The sequence below is a fragment of the Acinetobacter sp. RUH 2624 genome, assembly GCF_000162375.2.
GTDB classification, from domain to species: Bacteria; Pseudomonadota; Gammaproteobacteria; order Pseudomonadales; family Moraxellaceae; genus Acinetobacter; species Acinetobacter nosocomialis.
The window spans coordinates 1,824,684-1,844,725 of record NZ_KI391939.1; the positions used below are offsets into that span (position 1 = coordinate 1,824,684).

Here is a 20,042-nt window from a genome sequence, read left to right on the forward strand (position 1 = left end):
ATTTACGGAATTAGGTAGACCTCGCACCCAAGTTGTGTCTTAAATTTGAATGGATTGGGGAGAACTCAGCTTTTGAATGTTTATGCAACAAAGCCTATCTGTACTAAAACTTTTCAGTGCTGCAGCCGTTTCAACATCAAGTTTACCTTCTTGATATAAAGCAACGTTTCTCTCATAAAAAGCAGTAGTAGCAAGCTCATCAATTTTTGCTTGAGCTAAAACAAAACGCGTATTTTGGAATTGAGAAATAGGCTGACCAAATGCATGACGTTCTTTTACATAAGCCGTTGCTAAATCAATTGCACCACGAATAGCTCCAATTGCGGTAGATGCAATAGCGGTACGTTCTCGCGGTAACTCTTGCATTAAATAAGCAAAGCCTTGTCCAGCTTGACCGAGTAACTGGTTTTTAGGAACCTTAACATTGTCAAAAAATAGCTCAGAAGTATCTTGAGAATGCAGACCGATTTTGTCTAGGTTGGTACCTTTCTTAAAGCCTTCCAGATGAGTATCTGCCAATAATAATGACACCCCTTTCGCACGCGCTTGAGGATCGGTTTTTACTGCAAGCACCACAAGGTCAGCATGTTGACCATTTGAAATAAATGTTTTTGATCCATTTAGTAAATAATGGTCATCTTGCAAAATGGCGCTCGTACGCATTGATTGTAAGTCTGAACCAGCACCCGGTTCAGTCATACCAATTGCCCCAACCACTTCACCAGTTACCATTTTCGGCAACCAATATTGTTTTTGCTCTTCTGTACCAATATGTAAAATATAAGGTGCAGCAATTTCAGAGTGACATGAAATAGCAGTTGATAATGCACAAAAACCAGCTCGAGCAGACTCTTCAACTAACATTAATGAATAGTAAGTTGGAACCCCATAACCGCCATATTCTTCTGGGACATCCACACATAGAAAGCCATTTTCGCCCAGTTGATTCCACACTGAACGCGGCATAATTCCTTCACGTTCCCATTGGTCGTAATGTGGAGCAATATGCTCATTCATAAAACGTTTAAAATTATCACGGAATAATTCTAAATCTGCATCATATGCCAACATAATATTTTCCTTCGGCTTTATTGTTTTATCGAATCTCATTGCTGTGCATGCTAATCATTTTTTTAGTTACTGTCATGGCATAGCTGCTCATTTAAACTGTACTTTTCAGTCAGCCAATAAAAAAGGAAGCTTAGCCTCCTTTTTTATTACGATAAATGATTAGTGAGATGCCTCAGCAATTACACTTTTTTGCTCAAGCATTTTTCTATCTACTTCATCGGGATTATTCAGTGCATCATTTAGTTTATCTTTATCTAATGCACCAACCCATTTCGCAACCACAATCGTTGCTAAAGAGTTACCAACAAGGTTCGTTAAAGCACGAGCTTCTGACATGAAACGGTCAATACCTAAAATCAATGCCAAACCTGCAACTGGTATATGACCAACAGCAGATAAAGTTGCAGCCATAACAATAAAACCAGAACCCGTTACACCCGCCGCACCTTTAGATGAAATTAAAAGTACCAATAGCAAAGTAATTTGATGCTGGATATCAAGCTGTGTATTTGTTGCCTGAGCAATAAAGATTGCAGCCATGGTCAAATAAATTGAAGTACCATCGAGGTTAAATGAATAACCTGTTGGGATGACTAAACCAACCACAGACTTTTCACAACCTGCGATTTCAAGCTTACGTAGCATACGTGGTAGAACTGACTCAGAAGAAGATGTACCAAGTACAATTAAAAGTTCTTCACGAATCAAACGCACCATTTTAAGAATGCTAAATCCACTCAAACGGCTGATGGTTCCTAATACCAAGAAAATAAATAATAAACAGGTAATGTAGAAACAGAGGATGAGCTGGCCCAACTGTACCAGTGAACCCACACCATATTTACCGATAGTAAACGCCATTGCCCCGAACGCACCTAGTGGAGCAAGCTTCATGATCATATTTACAATGTTAAAGAACACATGTGCAATTTGATCAATTAACTTTAATACCGGACGTCCTGCATCACCTAACTTATGCAGTGCAAAGCCAAATAGAATTGCAAAAAGAAGGACCTGTAAGATTTCACCATTTGCAAATGCACCCACTACTGTATCTGGGATGATATGCATTAAGAAATCAACGGTAGATTGTGACTCACCAGAAGTGACGTATTTTTGGATACCTGAAGTGTCCAGAGTCGCAGGATCAATATTCATTCCTACGCCTGGCTTTGCAATGTTAATCACCACAAGGCCAATCAGAAGTGCGATTGTTGAAACGATCTCGAAGTATAACAACGCAACACCGCCAGTTTTACCCACTGACTTCATACTTTCCATACCAGCGATACCACTGACCACTGTACAGAAAATAACAGGTGCGATGATCATTTTAATCAAACGAATAAAAGCATCACCTAATGGCTTGAGTTGCTCACCTAAACCTGGAATATGGTGTTCAACACCATTCACTATTTGCGTTGTACTTGGTGAGAAATGCCCAACCAGAACACCCGCAATAATCGCAATAATCACTTGAAAATAAAGTGATTTATAAATCGGTTTTTTAGCCATAACTTTACTTCAATCTATATTTCCAAGTCCGTTGGAAATATCAAAATGAAACGTCTATTCTTTACGAATACACAGCCCTAACCTTTCACATAAACACCGCAAAAGGGAAACGGTTTTTTGGGAACAAAAAACCTTCCTACTACCTCAATGAAAACGAAATACAGTTTTCTAAAACAGGAGAATACCTGAAGTTTCCAACCACTTTGAGTAGCCAGAAATAACCTCTTACTTTTCCAATAAAAAGCTGAAGATATAGGAGAATCACATAAAATTATGATATGAGTGCTCAAAAAAGCACGTGAAAGTTTACTCGAATTAAATAGCAATTCGGTTAAAATTTTGGCTAATACGCACAAAAAACACTCATGCAGCCTTAAGACTTTAGTATGAGAAACACTTTTGATATTTTTTCAGCAGTTTTTTATGTCATATTGATAAGTCCTTGTAGACAATTCATTTTGAGCTGTCTCCCCCTTATTTTTACTGTTTTGAATTGCCATGAATACTAAACGTAATATCTATAAAGATGCTGAACATCCCTTTGCTCAATATGTCCGTATTTTAGGTAAGGGGAAAACCGGCTCTCGCTCACTAAGTTATGAAGAGGCCTATCAGGCTTTTACCATGATTTTAAAAGGTGAAGTTCTTGATGTTCAGTTGGGTGCTTTTTTAATGCTGCTACGTGTTAAAGAAGAGTCCATTGATGAGCTTGCAGGCTTTGTACAAGCCACCAAAGACCAACTTAATTTTCAACCTTTAGATGTGGACTTGGACTGGTCATCTTATGCAGGCAAGCGGAAACATTACCCTTGGTTTTTATTAGCAGCTCTTACCCTTGCTCACCACAGCTATAAAATCGTCATGCATGGCGCTTCTGGACATACGATTAACCGGGTCTATACCGAACAAGTTTTGCAATATTTAGATTATAAAATTTGCCATTCTGAACAAGAAGTCCGCACACAATTGGCCGAACAGAATTTTGCTTACTTACCATTAGATGTAATTTCACCTGTTTTAAGTGATTTAATTTCTTTGAGAAATGTGATGGGTTTACGCTCGCCTATTCATACGTTAGCCCGCCTCATTAATCCTTTTAGCGCTAAGGCCACCTTGCAAGCCATATTCCATCCTGCATACAGAACTTCTCATCAGCATAGTGCGCTTCGCTTAGGCTATCAAAATAGTGCAGTCATTAAAGGTGAAGGCGGTGAATTTGAACGAAACCCAGACGCGAAAACCCTGATTTGCGGAATTAAAAATGGAGAACTCTATGAGCATGAGTTGCCAAAGCTTACGCCTGAACGTAGCCCAATTGAAGAAGAGTTAGACTTAGCCACCTTTAAAGCGGTCTGGCTTGGAAAGCAAAATCATGAATATGGGGAAATGGCCGTAACAGAAACTATGGGTATTGCGTTATATACCATGGGCGTTGTTTCTAATTTTGAGGAAGCAATGCAAAAAGCAAAAGTGTTATGGGAAACACGTAATTCAAGCCAATAAAACTAATATAAGACCATACAGCCTTCTATAGCATGTTTTTCTTATATTGCTACATATAGGCAATACTTACTTTTCAAAGATGAAAAGTAACAAAAATCTTTTGTTGAGCAAACAGTACTTCCATGTACTGTTGCTCAACTGGCGACATCCATGTCGCCGACGCGATAGCAAATGCTAACTAGGATTTATTCTTTTGTTTTAAAATACGGTTTTAAACAAAACGAATCGGTTTAAATTCAGGCTCATGCTTGTGATGATCATCTTCACAAACCTCACCCTCTTCTTTTGTACCACGGTCAATATAACCGCTACGCTGTTCTTCCGGTAAGTTCTTTAACTCCCAAGCAATCACGGCTTGCATACATGTTTCGCGCTGCTCTTTCGTTAAAACAACACCATTTGGCCATTTACCAATTTCTACTGCTGTTTTTAAACGCTCTACAATTTCAGGGTTTAAAACAGATAGCATTTGTTCAATATTCATGATTCATCTCTTTGAAAAGATTCAAAATCTTGGTTCCAACCCAGTTTGGTACGACAAGCCATATAGAAATCATAACCTGGTGGGTGTAATAAACTTAATTTAAATGGGTGTTTGCGGATGTGCAAACTGTCACCAACATTGAGCGATACACTATGTTGCCCATCTGCACTCACCATCGGTAATACCCGATTTTCGCGAATGACGATTTTAATTTCACTTTGCCCACCAACTACGATTGGGCGTGAAGATAATGTATGGGGGTGCATAGGGACTAATGCAATAGCATCCATACTCGGATGTAAAATTGGACCACCACCTGACAATGCATAAGCAGTTGATCCTGTCGGGGTCGAAACAATTAAACCATCACTATGCTGACGGTAAACATATTGACCATCAATATTAAGTTCAAAGTCGATCATATGTACCGACTTACCTGAGTGTAGTACAACGTCATTTAAAGCAATTGCATCATAAATGACTTCACCATTGGTCCGTACTTCCATTTCAAGCAAGAAACGGCGATCAAGTTGGAAATGACCTTGTAATACCTGATCAAGTTTAAAAATAGCTTCCGCAGGCTTAATATCAGTTAAAAATCCTAAACGCCCACGGTTAATACCAATGACAGGTGTATTGTAGCGAACTAAAGCTCTAGCTGCATGAAGTAAAGAACCATCTCCACCTACTACAATCACCAGATCAGCAACTTCACCTAATAAGTGACGACTAACAACTTGTGCATGATCATAGGGCACTAATTCGGCAGTTTCCTGATCAAAAATGGGGTTTAGGCCTAAACTTAGCAAATGGTCATGAATTAAACATAGTGTTTCTACAACTGATGATTTATCCGGTCGACCAATTAACCCGACGTTTCTGAAGGACTTATGTGAAATTTGCACGAATGAGTAAGCTCCGCTGCGATTCTACGCTATCATAACATTAACCTGATTAATTTAAAAAAACATAACAACAAGATGCTGTAAAATTCAATCTAAGTTTTCCATTTATTCACAGTTTTATCATTGCAAATTGATGACAAGCTATCGCATCATTAACGTATTGTTTAGGGTTTTATCTCATTTATATGAAGTTTGAACGTGGTATCGGTTTCTTCGCGCTAATTTTTTCCATATTGGTGATTGGTGCTTTTATTGCTCTTAGTATCTATCTGATTCGTTTAGATAATATTATCCGTGAAAAATTTGAAGGACAGCGCTGGGACATTCCTGCCAAAGTGTTCGCTCGGCCTTTGGAAATTTATAATAATGCACCCATTACTCAAGCAAATTTTACCCAAGAATTAAAATTATTAGGTTACAAAACTTCAAGTAATTATGACAAGTCTGGAACCTTCGTTGCTCAAGGCAGCAACATGTATGTACATACACGCGGTTTTGACTATGGTGATAGCGTAGAACCGGAACAAGTTTTAGAACTTAGCTTTGCAAACGACCAAGTTGCAGAGGTACGCAGTACAAAACCTTCTTCAACAGGTGTGGCTCGTTTAGAACCTTTACTGATTGGGGGAATCTATCCTCAGCATAATGAAGACCGTGTTCTGATCAAACTCAATAATGTTCCTAAACCACTCATTGAAGCTTTAATTTCTACAGAAGACCGTAATTTCTACCATCACCACGGTATTTCAATTCGTGGTACAGCACGTGCTTTGGTAAGTAATGTCACTGGAGGACGTCGCCAAGGTGGTTCAACCCTGACACAACAGTTAGTCAAAAATTTCTATCTAACCCCTGAACGTACATTAAAGCGTAAAGTTAATGAAGCATTAATGGCTTTACTTATTGAGCTTCATTACAGCAAAGATGAAATTTTAGAAGCTTATTTAAATGAAGTAAATTTAGGCCAAAATGGTAACTATTCAATTAATGGTTATGGCTTGGCTTCGCAGTTTTATTTTGGTTTACCACTTCGGGAACTTAATGTCGCGCAACAAGCTTATTTAGTCGGTTTAGTTCAAGGGCCATCTTTATATAACCCTTGGAAAAACCCTGAAGGAGCAAAAAATCGTCGCGATACAGTATTGAATAACATGCGTGTAATGGGTTATTTAACTCAAGCCGAATATGAAACTGAAATTGCACGTCCTTTAGGTGTTCTCAGCAAGCCAAGCTTAGGTCCTGCAAAATTCCCTGATTTCCTAGATATTGTGCGCCGTCAGTTACGTACCGAATATCAAGAAAGCGATTTAACTAATCAAGGATTACGTATTTTTACGACCTTGGACCCAATTGCACAAACTCAGGTTCAAGATGCATTTAAAGCATCTGTAGAACGTCTTACTCAAAGTAACCCTGCCCGCTTGAAAAACTTGCAAGGTGCGGTACTGATTGCACATCCTGAAAACGGTGAGTTGATTGCAGCCGTTGGCTCAACTCAAGATTTTACTGGCTTTAACCGTGCTTTAGATGCAAAACGTCAAGTCGGTTCTTTATTGAAGCCAGTTATTTATTTAAGTGCAATTGAGTCTGGACGTTATAACTGGGCAAGTAAGATCGAAGATGCTCCTATTAGCATTCCTGTAGATGGCGGTAAAAGCTGGACACCGAAAAACTATAGTGGCGGTGGTCATGGCGTTGTAAGTTTAAGTGAAGCCTTAGCAAACTCTTACAACCTATCTGCAGTTCGTCTAGGTCAAGAATTTGGGTTATCTACTTTTACCAACAACTTAAGAAAATTTGGTGTTGAATCACCAATTCCAGCCTACCCTTCTATTTTCCTTGGTGCAGTTAATATGTCACCAATGGAAGTACTCGGTATTTATGAAAACTTCGCTACAGGTGGTTTCAAATATCCAACTCGTGCGATTCGTTCTGTGGTAGATGCAAATGGCCGTTTACTTGATCGTTATGGTTTAAACGTACAACAAACCATTGACCCTTCGGTTGGCTATATCATGAACTATGGCCTACAACAGGTCATGTCATCAGGTACGGGCCGCACAGCGTATAACAGCTTACCTCCTACTTTAAAATTGGCTGGTAAATCAGGTACAACTAACGATACACGTGACTCATGGTTTGCTGGTTATTCGGGGAACCATGTCGCTGTAGTATGGTTAGGTCTAGATGACAACAAAGTAACTGGCTTAACAGGTTCATCTGGTGCATTACCAGTGTGGATTAATGTGATGAAACAATTACGTCAAACACCAGTAAATCTACGTCAGCCAGACACGGTACAGTGGCAATGGATTGACCATGCAACAGGTGATTTATCAGCACAAGCTTGTGCTGGCGCGATGTATATCCCTATGCTGACACATACGGTTCCGCATCGTGCTACGCCATGTGGAGCACCGTATTATCAAGTTGATCCAACATACGCACCACAAAGTGATAACACAGCACCAGCTTCTCAACCGGATAATAGCGATAGCTATATTCGTGAGAGTGAAAGCCAGATGGAACAAGATCTGTCGAATAACACACGAGTGATTTCTAGTGGTAGTTATAACAACTAAGCATTAACAGGAAACAGGATATGTTAAAGAAAGGTGTTTTTTATATTGGTGCTGTACTTATGGTCGGCTGTACAACTTTACCGGATCATTCAACTCCAAAAGAGAAAACACCACCTGTTACTGAGAAAAAGAATGCTGAGACACCATCTGGTGTAAAAATTACACCCTATGATCATCCAGATATTCAACGTAAAAGTTTACAGGTGATTGTTCCTCAGCAGAAAAAGCCCCAACGCTTTAATGAGGATGGAAGCCAGTTACCAGCTTTTAAAACTTTAATGCAAAAAACTGAGCAAGCTTACAAAAACCAGCAATGGTCAGATGCAGAGCGCTACGCCCTTCAAGCCCAGCGTTTAGCTCCACAGGCCGCCGAGACTTATTTATTTCTTGCACTGACTGCAAATCATAAACAGCAATATGCTAATGCTGAGTCTCTTGCAAGACGTGGTTTAAGCTTTGCTCAGAGCCAAGCGATGAAAAAACAGCTTTGGCTAACCATTTTAAAAGCGGGTCAACAACGTAATAACCCAAAAACTGTTCAGGAAGCTCAGCAAGCATTAAAAGCGCTCTAGCTTTTAATGCTTTTATGTCTTTTTAAAAATTACGAATACCTGCCAAGCCATACGCACCATATTGCTGTGCTGTGGCTAAATCATCAGGACTCATGCCCCCTAAAGCAAAGACGGGAATCTGGCATTTGTCAATTAAGTCAGCAAAACGATCCCACCCTAATGCGATAGCGTCAGGATGGGTCTCTGTTACTTTGACAGGGCTTACAAAAACAGCATCACAACCAATTTGCTGAGCATGCTGTAAAGAAACCGCATCGTGGCAAGCAGCAATAAAACGTACTCCCACTTCTAAGTCGCCTTTATGCAAACTCATTAATTGAGACTGTTTAAGATGTACTGTTCTTATACGGCTTTTTAAATCAGGTTTTAGTTTGTGCCAAACATCGACATTCATGATTAATTTTGAAAGCTGATTTGTATCTAAAAGAGCTAATTTTTCTAGATCATCCTCACTAACATTATCTTTTTCACTGCGCCAATACACTAAAGTTTCATCATTTTCGGGTAGTGTGAGCGTAGCGCTAATTTTAATAAAATGTGGCCAATACAATCTTTTAATAATATCTTTGTTGGCTTTCGGGAAGTTTAAGTTAACTAGCTGATCACGCGTATACCATGTCCAAGGCTGATGAATAAGATTTAATAATTCATCAGGTACATAGCTATGGAACAAATGAAGGTTGACGATAATGTCATCATATTCATGGTGAATATAATCAAACTGATGCCAATCTTTTAAACCAATACCGACTTCTTCATAAATTTCACGGCGGCATGCTTCTTCAGGCGTTTCACCCTGCTCAACCTTTCCTCCTGGAAACTCATGCTTTCCACCTTGATGCTGCTGTTCACCACGCCATCCAACTAATATTTTTCCGCGATGAATTAAGATAGCTATTGCGACATCGACTATCGGTTTAGGCATTTTTCTACTCACTCAAATTTTTCCCAAGTGTAAGCAAATTTTATCAATTTATAAATTCTTTAAAATCTCATTGACAGATCTATTCGATAATGATTATCATTTAAATCGTTCAAGAATATACCACGGAGCACAACAAATGAACGCACCTTTTAGCTTATTTACTCGTAACACTGACTCAGCTCATGCCTTACCAATGCTGCATTCTAACAACCTATTTGCATTAGGTCGTGAAATTCGAATTATGCATGCTGGCGAGGAATACCGACTACGCCTTACTCGTAATAACCGTCTCATTTTAACTAAATAAGAACTACCCTCGCGTTTCAATAATATTCGTGGGAAAACAAAAAATGGATAGCATGGGCAACCATGCTATTTTTGTATTTCATGATTAAAAGGCAATGTCACCTCAACTTTTAAACCACCTTGGTTTGCATGCATAAATTGTAGTTCCCCACCATGGAGTTGAATAATTTTCTTAGTAATTGATAGACCTAATCCTGAGCCTTGTTGCTGCGTACCTAATACACGAAAAAAACGCTGTCCTAGACGTCTTAAAACTTCATCATCTACGCCATTTCCAGTGTCTTCTATAGAAATTTTTAATTGTTGCTGATCATGACTGAGCTCAACATGAATAAAACCCAACATAGGACTATAGCGAATAGCATTATCAAACAGATTTCTAAAAGCAATGAAAAGTAATTCTTCATTTGCAAATATTTTGGTTTCATTTGACAAAATATTTGTCTCAATCATCATTTGTTTGGCTTGTGCATCCATGCTTACAGTTTCAATTACTCGAGCCAATAGATGGTTTAAATCAATCACACTCTTAAAGAGTTCTGGTTGTTCTATTTCATTAGGTTCCAAACGAGCAAGAAGCAGTAAATTTTCAAGAATTTTGGTACTTCTTGAAACGTCTTCTTGGATGCGTTCAAAGTCTTGATCAAGCTCTGGAATATGCTGATATTTACGTTGTAAAACTTGCAGACGCATTTGTATGGCAGATAAAGGTGAACGTAACTCATGTGATGCATCTGCGGTAAATCGCTGTTCAGCAACGAGTGCCCTTTGGAGCCTTGCAAGTAACTGGTTTAATGCATCTATGACGGGTTGAATTTCTGTAATGACATCTGGGTCTTGAATCGGTTCTAAATTTGATGCGGTTTTTTGAGCAATACGTTTAGAGAGTAGATTGAGAGCCGCCAATTGTTGTTCGGTACGCCAACTTACAATGACCCATTGTAGTAGCCAGAACAAAACCATAAGACCACTATATCCAGCGAGTGCTTTGAGTACCTCTTCAACACGAGTACTCATGGGTTGAAAAACCTCAACTTGCAGCTCTGAATCTTTTTGTTGTGCGGCCAGACTACGCCATAATTGACCATCAAACCAAAAATATGAAAAACCGTTTGATAAATTGCCTTGTTCAAAAAGTTCATGTTGGTAAGTATGAGAATGAGTAAGCAATTGACCAGAATTTAATAATTCATACTGAATATCAAACTCATCACTGAGCTCGTCAAATTGTCTCATAGAATGTTTAGAGAGATCAGAAACCAATAAGGTATCTGAAATTTCATCCATGATTTCATCTTGCACTGACATGTTGTGATAAATCGAAAATATGGTAAGCAAGCTTAAAGCGAGCAGCCCCACCACGATACTGCTCCACATAGTGGTTTTAACCAGTTGAGACTGCAAAGAGGAGCGATTCGTTTTCATTTTAAATCTCCCATACGGTAGCCTAGTCCCCGTATGGTTTTAATACTGCTACTGCCGATTTTTTTTCGAAGTTGATAGATAAAAACCTCTATTGCATTACTTTCAATCTCGTCCCCCCATGCATAGAGCGCTTCTTCTAATTGATCCCGAGTAATAATATGTTCAGGATGAACCATGAGCTTACGTAAAATTTGGAACTCTTTCGCTGTTAAATCAATGGGATTTCCGGCCAACGATACAACTTTTGCTTGAGTATCGAGATGTAAATCTCCCCATATTAGAATCGATTGCTGACTTAAAGTTTGATTACGTAATTGAGCACGGATTCGGGCAGATAACTCTTCTAGGCTAAAAGGTTTAATCAAGTAGTCATTTGCGCCTAAATCTAGTCCCTCTACCCGGTCATGAATGCTGTCACGTGCTGTAATAAAAATGACAGGTACATTTTTTTGTTTATAACGGATTGTTGTTAAGACTTTTTCACCTGCCAGTTGAGGTAAACCTCGATCAAGTAAAATACAATCATAGTCATGCTGCTCAATCGCAGTAAGGGCATAATCACCTCTTTCGACCCAATCGACTTGATAGCCATCTAACTCTAACCAAGATTGAATACTTTCCGCTTGAGAGCGATCATCTTCTGCAAGCAAAATTCTCATCTATTTTTCCTGTTATATTCTGTCTTGATCTTGCCAAGCCTTTATTAAAAAAGCAAAGCCGCATCATCAGTGCGGCTATAAATATTATAAGTAAAGTCCAATGCTTAAAACTGGATTTGTTCTACATCAATTTCTACATGTTTTGAGGGTTTAAAGTCTATATCTACTTCACCAACTAAACCAATATTAGTTGTTGGGGAAATAGGATGACCTTGCCAAAGCTCATCATCTACATTAATAGTGATAGTACCTGTTTTATCTCGGAACTGATATTTCTCATCTCCAATAGATTTCACGACTTGTCCATGTAGTTTTACAGGCGTATCGTCTTTTGCCGTTAATGCTTGCTTAACAGTAGTGACCGTTGCAGATATAGCCGCTGCTTGACTCATAGATATAGGAGCTAGCGCTATACCAGTAAGCGCTGTCATCAAGATCACTTTAAATGCTTTCATAAAATCACCTATTTGATTACATCTTGGAATGACATCAGTAAAACAAGCATAAATGAGGTGAATCTTAAGAAAAGTTTAGTTTAATGGAACAACTCTTAATACCTCTTCTAAAGTGGTAAGCCCTTCAATGACTTTATGTGCTCCCGCAATTCTCAAAGGCTCTACACTTTCTTTTTTGGTTTGGCTTCGTAGTTCATTTAATGTCGCATGGCTGCTAATAAGATGCTTAAGCTCAAGACTAACTGGCATAAACTCATAAATACCAACTCGACCTTTATAGCCCGTATGTCGGCATTGTTCACACCCTACTGCTTGATAAACTTTTTCGGGCATTTCCATAATATAGTCAAATGTTAGATGCTGCCATTCTTCCTCATTTATATGAGTTTCTTGTTTGCAGTGCGGGCAAAGTCGTCGCACTAAACGCTGAGCCAATACCCCTAAAATAGTCGCTGCTGTTAAAAAAGGTTGCACACCCAAATCATGTAAACGCGTCAAACTAGACGGCGCATCATTGGTATGTAAAGTTGATAAAACCAAATGACCTGTGAGTGCTGCCTGAATGGCCATATTTGCAGTATCTTGGTCACGAATTTCCCCAATCATAATAATGTCTGGGTCTTGACGCATCAGGGCACGCACACCATCAGCAAAGCCCAGCTCAATTGCATTATTGACCTGCATTTGGTTAAAACTAGGCTCTAGCATTTCTATCGGGTCTTCAATGGTACAGACATTGACCTGCTCGGTTGCAAGCTGCTTTAAAGAAGAATATAGCGTTGTGGTTTTACCAGAACCTGTTGGACCAGTAACCAAAATAATGCCGTGACTATTTTGTGTAATACGCTGCCATTGTTGCAACAATGACTGGTCAAAACCCAATTGCTGAAAGGAACGTACCAGTACATCTGGATCAAAAATACGCATAACCAGTTTTTCACCAAACGCTGTTGGTAAGGTAGATAAACGGAGCTCGGTTTCTTGCCCTTTCGGTGTGCGTGTTTTTAACCGACCATCTTGCGGTTTACGTTTTTCCGCTACATTTAATCGCCCTAAAATTTTAATTCGGGAAATCACGGCAGTCAGTGTATTTGAGGGCATGTTATAAATGGTATGTAAAACACCATCAATACGGAACCGAACTTTGCCATTGTCTTTACGCGGTTCCATATGAATGTCACTGGCGCTTTGTTCAAATGCAAACTGTAAAATCCAGTCGACCAATTTCACAATATGCTGATCATTGGCATCAGGATTCTGTGTATCACCAAGCTGTAAAAGTGCTTCTACCCCTTTGTTATCACGGTCATGGGCAGCATCTTTCTGAGCTGAATTTACCGCACGGCTAACCTGATAATATTCTCGCAAATAACGTTGCAACTGTTCGGGATTAAGCAATACCCGTTCAATTTTCTTCGGTGCCAGGCTTCTTTCCAAATTGTTTAACCAATCTGTTTTAAAAGGCTGGTCTGTACCAATCACAATTCGGTCTGCATGGACTTCTACAGCTAAAATATGGTTTCGAATTGCAAACTCTTGTGACATGACTTGAGTTAAAGCGCTTACATCTGCTTTTAAAGGATCAATCACAAATAAAGGTAATTGCGCCCGATCGGCAAACCATTGGCACAGGCGGTTTAGACTTAAATGTGCTTGTACGTGCTGTTGGTCTTTTAAATTAAAATGTGCAATCCACTGTAATGGATGCCATTTCAATTGATCTTTTTGTCTATTTGTCGTTTGTACCAGTAATTTGTCCCGTTCAGTAATGCGGCCTTCTTGTAATAGTTGTTCCAGACACCAATGTGCGTCTATTTCTACATGTGCATTCATGTGTTATCCCCAATATATTTTTATAATATAGCAGAGATGTTTTAGATTTAACTGGTCTAGAAATCTTCAAATTTAGCTTTTAAATATCTTTTAACTTCAAATAATTAAACCAATTCTCAACTTAGATTTTTTTTGTGTCATAGATCATATTTATAAAGATATTTATTATGATAGTTTGATTAAAAAAGAGACTAGGCTCAATACAATAAAAAGCATAAACTGGACATGAATATATGATTTAAAAATGACTGACATCTACATATAACAATAAACCTAAGAGGAAGTATTATGAATCTTCCAATGACAATGTCATTACAAACTGCATCATTTGAAGAATTTATCACTATCATTGCTGCTGCATTGGGCTGCGGGTTATTAATTGGTCTGGAGCGCGAACGAAGTAAGTTAAAACACGAATATAAAACTTTCGCAGGTTTTCGATCATTTGCAATTAGCTCACTACTCGGAGCAATATGCTTTTTATTTGGTACTGAAATTGGAATTGTAGGTGCTCTACTTATAGGCGCGATCAGTATTGTCTCTCTTAAAAATCAGCCTAATGATCCTGGTGTCACCACAGAACTTGCCTTTATTATAACTTACTTCATCGGGGCGCTTTGTATTTGGAATATTTCGCTGGCTGCAGGACTTGCCGTCATCATAACGATTATCTTATTGGCAAAACAATCTATGCATGGCATAGCCAGTCAATGGATTACCGAATCAGAATTGCGCGACGGGATTTTTTTACTGGCATTACTTTTAATTGCCTTACCCTTAGTCCCCAATAAACCTTTTTGGGGCCCCGTTCTAAACCCTCATGTGATTTTAAAGTTACTGACGTTGATTTTATTTGTGCAAGCCCTCGCACATATTGCAAAGCGGCTTTTATCTTCTAAAAATGCTTTATTACTCTCTTCTTTAGCATCAGGTTTTGTTTCAAGTACCGCCACTATCGCGAGTCTGGGCTTGGAAGTACGCTCTGGTCGTGCAAATGCCAAGACAAATGCAGGTGCAGCATTAATGTCATGTGTTTCCACATTGGTACAAACCTTAATTATTGTCGTCGGTATAAGTTTGGCATGGTTCAAATTCATTATATTTCCAACACTCATTGCATTGGCTTTTTTAGCGGTATGGGCTTTCATTATATTACGCAAGGCAGAGCCAAGTACGACTACACCCGAGCTAGATTCCAGAATGTTTAGCTTAAAAGAAGCGATTATTATTGCAGGGACACTTACCCTCATTCAGGCAGGCGTTTATGGTCTAAGTCTATATTTGGGAGATGCGGGCTTAATCGCAGGGACCTTACTCGCATCTTTGTTTGAAATACATGCAGCTATTGCAGCAGTAATTGTACAAGGAGAACCGAATAACGCTCATACCTCACTACTCATTGCTTTCATGAGCGGCTTCGCTGTCCATGCGATTGCTAAAAGCATTAACTCGGCTATTTCTGGTGGAATGCGTTATGCCCTTGCTTTTATTCCTGCCCAAATTTTGCATATGACAATATTTATTAGCTTGCTATGGATGAACCTACATTGGTTCTAAAACGGCTTTATTAGATAAGCGATTTATCTTTCACCATAGCAATAACTGTAATGACATTGCCATTCACTTTAAAATGAATATCAAAATTCGAAAATTTCATTTTATAGACTCGTTCAGGGTCTTCTTGATAGGCAGGTCTAGGGTCTAACGTCAATACTTGTTCTAATTCATCAAGATATTGCGTATTAATTTTTTTATTCTTTAAAAGATATTGCTGGGTAGTGAGTGCAGTTTCCGACCATATGACCGACTTTCGTTCGGGTTCAGCCTGCGCATAACCACTTTGAGCATCAACAATGGCATCTGAATATTGAATATAAGGTTTAATATCTAAAATTGGCGTGCCATTTAATAAATCACTGCCTGTAACGTACACTCTTAATGACTTACCGACTTTTTCAATCTTTTTTAAACGTACTACAGATAAACCCACAGGCGCTGGACGATACATACTGCGTGTTGCAAACACACCAATTTTTTCATTGCCCCCTAAACGTGGTGGGCGAACTTGAGGCCGGAATTTAGTTGCATTCTCCTGATTTTTATTGTCATGAAACTGCCAAATGAGCCAAAGATGACTAAATTGTTCGATTCCCTCAAAAGCCAACAAGTCGTTATAAGGTTCTACCATCTCGATATAAGATTCGATATTAACCAAATTAGGCTGACGTGGAATACCAAATTTTTCTCGAAAAGGTGAGCACATGTGCCCGACTATTGGGAGGGTGACAGAATTCATCATCACTTTTTCTTATAAACACAATTAAATATATTCAGTTTATCGGGAATGAAATTAGATTAGAATAGCAATCTGTTTTCTTTTAATCGTGATCGAGACCTTTAATGGCTGCTTTTAACGTTGAACGCATTACTCATGTGCACCACTGGAATGACACCCTTTTCAGTTTTAAAACTACACGCGACACTAGCTTACGTTTTAAAAATGGTCAGTTCGTGATGATCGGACTTGAAGTGAATGGCAAACCGTTAATGCGTGCATATTCGATTGCAAGTGCAAACTACGAAGAAGAGTTAGAGTTCTTCTCGATTAAAGTACCAGATGGTCCTTTAACTTCAATTTTGCAAAAAGTACAAGTTGGTGACGAAATTTTAGTTTCTAAAAAACCAACAGGTACTTTAGTTCATGATGATCTTTTACCAGGTAAAAACTTGTACCTTTTATCTTCTGGTACTGGTCTTGCTCCATTCTTGTCAATTATTCGTGACCCAGAAACTTACGAACGCTTTGAAAAAGTAATTGTTGTTCATGGTACACGCTATATTTCTGAATTAGCTTATCAAGACCTGATCTTGAACGAATTACCAAACCATGAATTCTTTGAAGAGTTAGGTATTAAAGACAAACTTGTTTATTACCCTACTGTTACTCGTGAACCTTTCCACACTCAAGGCCGTGTAACAACTGCAATTGAAACAGGCGCTTTATTTGAAAAAATCGGTTTACCACGTTTCAACCGTGAAACTGACCGTGCAATGCTTTGCGGTAGCCCTGCATTCTTAAAAGACGTTGCTGCATTACTTGACCAACATGGTTTAGTTGAATCACCTCGCATGGGTGAAATGGGCGACTACGTGATTGAACGTGCGTTCGTAGAAAAATAAGATTTTTCTAAATAAAAAACCGAGGTAAAGTCCTCGGTTTTTTTATAGCTCTTTTTATAAGGTGATGCTGCCATCAATACAGGTAACAGCTGTTCCACCCACTAAAATTTTATCTTGATGCAATTCAAGCTTAAGTTGTCCATTGCGCCCTAAAGCGCGACCTTGTGAAGAAAGCACAAGGTCATTTTGTGCTGGCAAAATACCATAGTAACGAATAAAAGACGCTACACTCCCATTACCACTACCACAAACTGGATCTTCGTTTACACCACATGAAGGTGCAAATGAACGGACCTCTATATGCTTTTCTATATCATCATTTTCATAAAAACCGAAAACTGTCGCACCCGTAACTTTCATTTCTAAATCATGTTCTTTTAGAGCAGCAAAGTCGGGTTGGCTATCTAAAACAGCCTTAGCATTTACAGCTTGTAATACAACCCAACGCGCACCTACATCTATCAATGCTGCATTCCATTGTGTATTAATTTTACATTTTAAAATTTCTGCCAATTTTTCAGTATGCATTGCATCGAGTGGAGTAATTTTAGGCTTAGGGAGTTCAAATGAAATATGCTTTGAATCACTTACAGTCAAAGTCACCAAACCTGCACCGCATTGCTGTACTAGCTTACCTTCTTTAGCAGTCACTATACCCGCTTCAAGCAAAGCATAGGCGGTACCAATTGTGGGATGTCCTGCAAATGGCAACTCACTTTGTGGAGTAAAAATTCGAACCTGATAGTCAGCTTGTGAATCAGTGGCTGGAAATACAAATGTGGTTTCAGAAAGATTGGTCCAGTTCGCAATGGCTTGCATCTGCTCAGACGTTAAAGTACTGGCATCCATAATGACCGCAACAGGGTTTCCTTTAAATGCTTGTGAAGTAAAAACATCAACTTGTTTAAATGCAACAACAGACATAGACCACTCCTACTGATTTTATAATTAAAAAAATATGGCTTTAAATCCTCACCACTTTTTGATCTTACTAATTTATTTTTGATGGTCACAGTATCAGTTAATATTAAAAATAATAGACACAGTTCTTAAAAATAAATCCTGCTTAAAAGGATTAATCTAAGCGAATAACAATATTTGAGATAAATACCAGATCACTATAAAGTGTATCCATTGCTTTTATTTTTTAATAAATTGACATGTACAAATATAAAAAAGTGAGTGATGACCTCACCCTTCAAATCCAGAATGGTAGGCAGCCTATTGGTTCTAGGCTGCCTTCAATTCGTGACTGTGCAAATCATTATCAGGTCAGTATTAACACCGTAAAAGAAGCTTATCGTCAGCTTGAAGACCAAGGTTTAATTTCAGTTCGCCCACAGTCTGGCTACTATGTTTGTCATGCGCCTTCAAACTTACTAGAACTCGAAGAGCGTTATGTCAGTGAAGAAAAAGTATCTCTTTCAGGAATTAGCTGTTTTCTCGCACAAATTGTTAAAAAACAGATGGAGCCTGACTATGCCAATTTAGCTCTAGCTTGCCCTACTGGAGAAAACTTCTATCCAATAGAAAGATTAAAACGTTTAACTGCTCAAGTTTTACGGACACAAGCAGACATTTTTAAAAACTATACTTTGCCGCCTGGTTCGTTACGATTACGTACTCAAATTGCTAGGCGAAGCTTACAGCTTGGCATGTTTCTGTCCGCAGATGACATTGTGCTGACTCATGGCACTATGGAGGCTTTAAGTCTCGCAATTATGGCAACCACCCAAGCAGGTGACAGCATAGCGCTTGAGATTCCTACTTTTCATAACCTGTACCCGCTTCTTCATAATTTAGGGCGAAAAATCGTAGAAGTGCCGACTTCGCCGCATACAGGGATGTGTCTAGATGCACTTGAAGAACTCTTAAAATCTAAAAGTGTACAAGCCATATTAACTATTCCAACAGGACATAATCCTCTTGGTTTTAGCATGCCTGAAAGCAACCGCCGGCGTTTAGCAGAGCTCGCTAATCAGTTCCAAATTCCGGTTATTGAAGATGCAATGTATGCTGAACTACAACTCACCGAGCCTCTCCTACCCAACATTAAGGCATTTGACCAAAATGGATGGGTCTTGGTCTGTGGTAGCTATACCAAAACTGTGGCACCTGACTATCGAATTGGTTGGCTAGAAGCTGGACGCTTTCGTAATATTGTGCAGCAAATTAAATTAACAACAACCGTTGCCGAACCAACTTTACTCACCGAAACTTTAGGACTTTTTTTAGAAAATGGTGGTTACGATCTGCATTTACGTCAGCTCAAAAAACGCTATCAACAACAAATCGATACCATCAACTCTTATATTTGTCGCTATTTTCCACTCGGTACTCGAGTTAGTCGTCCACAAGCTGGATTTATTTTATGGTTAGAGCTACCCGAATCTATTGATACATTAGAACTATTTCATCAAGCAATGGATGAAAAGATCTTATGTATGCCAGGAATTTTATGTTCGGCTGATAAACGTTTTAGTCATTGTTTACGTATAGCAGCCTGTTTCGAATTAAATCCGAAAATGTTAAATGCTTTGATGCGCTTAGGAGAGTTAGCAAAAAATATACTACCCGCGCAAAATGATATAACTCAAATTCCTACTAATTCAGTAGGTTGAATCAAA

General features: G+C 38.8%; 17 protein-coding genes and 1 pseudogene. 7 read left to right on the top strand and 11 right to left on the bottom strand.

Annotated features, from left to right (window positions below; translation table 11 throughout):
- Window positions 1-96: 96 nt before the first annotated feature.
- Together HMPREF0014_RS15295 and HMPREF0014_RS15300 are read right to left on the bottom strand one after the other, a co-directional pair.
- Window positions 97-1,071, bottom strand: a pseudogene (locus HMPREF0014_RS15295) (acyl-CoA dehydrogenase family protein); the annotation flags it as partial.
- A 159-nt stretch (window positions 1,072-1,230) separates the two neighbouring features.
- Window positions 1,231-2,586 carry a dicarboxylate/amino acid:cation symporter gene (locus HMPREF0014_RS15300; RefSeq protein ID WP_002049312.1) on the bottom strand — a complete coding sequence of 452 codons (1,356 nt, stop codon included), beginning with the start codon at window positions 2,584-2,586 and terminating at the stop codon, window positions 1,231-1,233.
- Window positions 2,587-3,084: 498 nt separating this feature from the next.
- Between HMPREF0014_RS15300 and HMPREF0014_RS15305 the strand changes: the two genes are divergently transcribed.
- Window positions 3,085-4,089: a glycosyl transferase family protein gene (locus HMPREF0014_RS15305; protein WP_004886239.1), complete on the top strand. Its 1,005-nt coding sequence runs from the start codon at window positions 3,085-3,087 to the stop codon at window positions 4,087-4,089.
- A 211-nt stretch (window positions 4,090-4,300) separates the two neighbouring features.
- Here HMPREF0014_RS15305 and HMPREF0014_RS15310 read toward each other — a convergent pair whose 3' ends face one another.
- Both HMPREF0014_RS15310 and HMPREF0014_RS15315 read right to left on the bottom strand, forming a co-directional pair.
- Window positions 4,301-4,573: a YeaC family protein gene (locus tag HMPREF0014_RS15310; RefSeq protein WP_003650690.1), complete on the bottom strand. Its 273-nt coding sequence runs from the start codon at window positions 4,571-4,573 to the stop codon at window positions 4,301-4,303.
- A complete protein-coding gene (locus HMPREF0014_RS15315) occupies window positions 4,570-5,478 on the bottom strand; it encodes an NAD(+) kinase (protein ID WP_002049094.1) in 909 nt (302 codons plus the stop codon). Before HMPREF0014_RS15315 ends, HMPREF0014_RS15310 begins: the two co-directional genes overlap by 4 nt.
- A gap of 185 nt (window positions 5,479-5,663) precedes the next feature.
- On the opposite strand from HMPREF0014_RS15315, the gene mrcB reads away from it, so the two are divergent.
- Together mrcB and HMPREF0014_RS15325 are read left to right on the top strand one after the other, a co-directional pair.
- The gene (mrcB, locus tag HMPREF0014_RS15320; RefSeq protein ID WP_004886236.1) at window positions 5,664-8,060 is read left to right on the top strand and encodes a penicillin-binding protein 1B; all 2,397 of its coding nucleotides are present in this window, start codon (window positions 5,664-5,666) and stop codon (window positions 8,058-8,060) included.
- 20 nt (window positions 8,061-8,080) lie between these two features.
- On the top strand, window positions 8,081-8,632 hold the full coding sequence (locus tag HMPREF0014_RS15325) for a tetratricopeptide repeat protein (RefSeq protein ID WP_004886233.1): 552 nt from the start codon (window positions 8,081-8,083) through the stop codon (window positions 8,630-8,632).
- A gap of 22 nt (window positions 8,633-8,654) precedes the next feature.
- Here the strand turns inward: HMPREF0014_RS15325 and HMPREF0014_RS15330 are convergent, their stop codons facing one another.
- Window positions 8,655-9,557 carry an NUDIX domain-containing protein gene (locus tag HMPREF0014_RS15330; protein WP_004886228.1) on the bottom strand — a complete coding sequence of 301 codons (903 nt, stop codon included), beginning with the start codon at window positions 9,555-9,557 and terminating at the stop codon, window positions 8,655-8,657.
- Between the two features lie 136 nt (window positions 9,558-9,693).
- Between HMPREF0014_RS15330 and HMPREF0014_RS15335 the strand changes: the two genes are divergently transcribed.
- Complete coding sequence (locus HMPREF0014_RS15335; RefSeq protein ID WP_000993415.1) at window positions 9,694-9,864, top strand: hemin uptake protein HemP; 171 nt, start codon at window positions 9,694-9,696, stop codon at window positions 9,862-9,864.
- A 65-nt stretch (window positions 9,865-9,929) separates the two neighbouring features.
- Here HMPREF0014_RS15335 and HMPREF0014_RS15340 read toward each other — a convergent pair whose 3' ends face one another.
- From HMPREF0014_RS15340 to HMPREF0014_RS15355, 4 genes are all read right to left on the bottom strand, one after another.
- Window positions 9,930-11,288 (bottom strand): ATP-binding protein, encoded by a 1,359-nt coding sequence (locus HMPREF0014_RS15340; RefSeq protein WP_004886224.1) that lies wholly within the window; start codon window positions 11,286-11,288, stop codon window positions 9,930-9,932.
- Window positions 11,285-11,947, bottom strand: coding sequence for a response regulator transcription factor (locus tag HMPREF0014_RS15345; protein WP_004886221.1), 663 nt, complete (start codon window positions 11,945-11,947; stop codon window positions 11,285-11,287). The genes HMPREF0014_RS15340 and HMPREF0014_RS15345 overlap by 4 nt, the downstream gene beginning before the upstream one ends.
- A 104-nt stretch (window positions 11,948-12,051) precedes the next feature.
- Complete coding sequence (locus tag HMPREF0014_RS15350; RefSeq protein ID WP_002049212.1) at window positions 12,052-12,402, bottom strand: NirD/YgiW/YdeI family stress tolerance protein; 351 nt, start codon at window positions 12,400-12,402, stop codon at window positions 12,052-12,054.
- 75 nt (window positions 12,403-12,477) lie between these two features.
- Window positions 12,478-14,235, bottom strand: a complete 1,758-nt coding sequence (locus HMPREF0014_RS15355; protein WP_004886218.1) for a GspE/PulE family protein — start codon at window positions 14,233-14,235, stop codon at window positions 12,478-12,480.
- 288 nt (window positions 14,236-14,523) lie between these two features.
- On the opposite strand from HMPREF0014_RS15355, the gene HMPREF0014_RS15360 reads away from it, so the two are divergent.
- Window positions 14,524-15,792 carry a DUF4010 domain-containing protein gene (locus HMPREF0014_RS15360; protein ID WP_004886215.1) on the top strand — a complete coding sequence of 423 codons (1,269 nt, stop codon included), beginning with the start codon at window positions 14,524-14,526 and terminating at the stop codon, window positions 15,790-15,792.
- 10 nt (window positions 15,793-15,802) lie between these two features.
- Here the strand turns inward: HMPREF0014_RS15360 and tsaA are convergent, their stop codons facing one another.
- Window positions 15,803-16,531, bottom strand: coding sequence for a tRNA (N6-threonylcarbamoyladenosine(37)-N6)-methyltransferase TrmO (tsaA, locus tag HMPREF0014_RS15365; RefSeq protein ID WP_004886212.1), 729 nt, complete (start codon window positions 16,529-16,531; stop codon window positions 15,803-15,805).
- Between the two features lie 104 nt (window positions 16,532-16,635).
- Between tsaA and HMPREF0014_RS15370 the strand changes: the two genes are divergently transcribed.
- Window positions 16,636-17,415 carry a ferredoxin--NADP reductase gene (locus HMPREF0014_RS15370; protein ID WP_002049093.1) on the top strand — a complete coding sequence of 260 codons (780 nt, stop codon included), beginning with the start codon at window positions 16,636-16,638 and terminating at the stop codon, window positions 17,413-17,415.
- A 54-nt stretch (window positions 17,416-17,469) separates the two neighbouring features.
- On the opposite strand, the gene HMPREF0014_RS15375 is transcribed toward HMPREF0014_RS15370, so the two are convergent.
- Window positions 17,470-18,339 (bottom strand): PhzF family phenazine biosynthesis protein, encoded by an 870-nt coding sequence (locus HMPREF0014_RS15375; RefSeq protein WP_006581087.1) that lies wholly within the window; start codon window positions 18,337-18,339, stop codon window positions 17,470-17,472.
- Window positions 18,340-18,569: 230 nt separating this feature from the next.
- Between HMPREF0014_RS15375 and HMPREF0014_RS15380 the strand changes: the two genes are divergently transcribed.
- Window positions 18,570-20,036 (top strand): PLP-dependent aminotransferase family protein, encoded by a 1,467-nt coding sequence (locus HMPREF0014_RS15380; protein ID WP_080594606.1) that lies wholly within the window; start codon window positions 18,570-18,572, stop codon window positions 20,034-20,036.
- The last annotated feature ends 6 nt before the right edge of the window (window positions 20,037-20,042 follow it).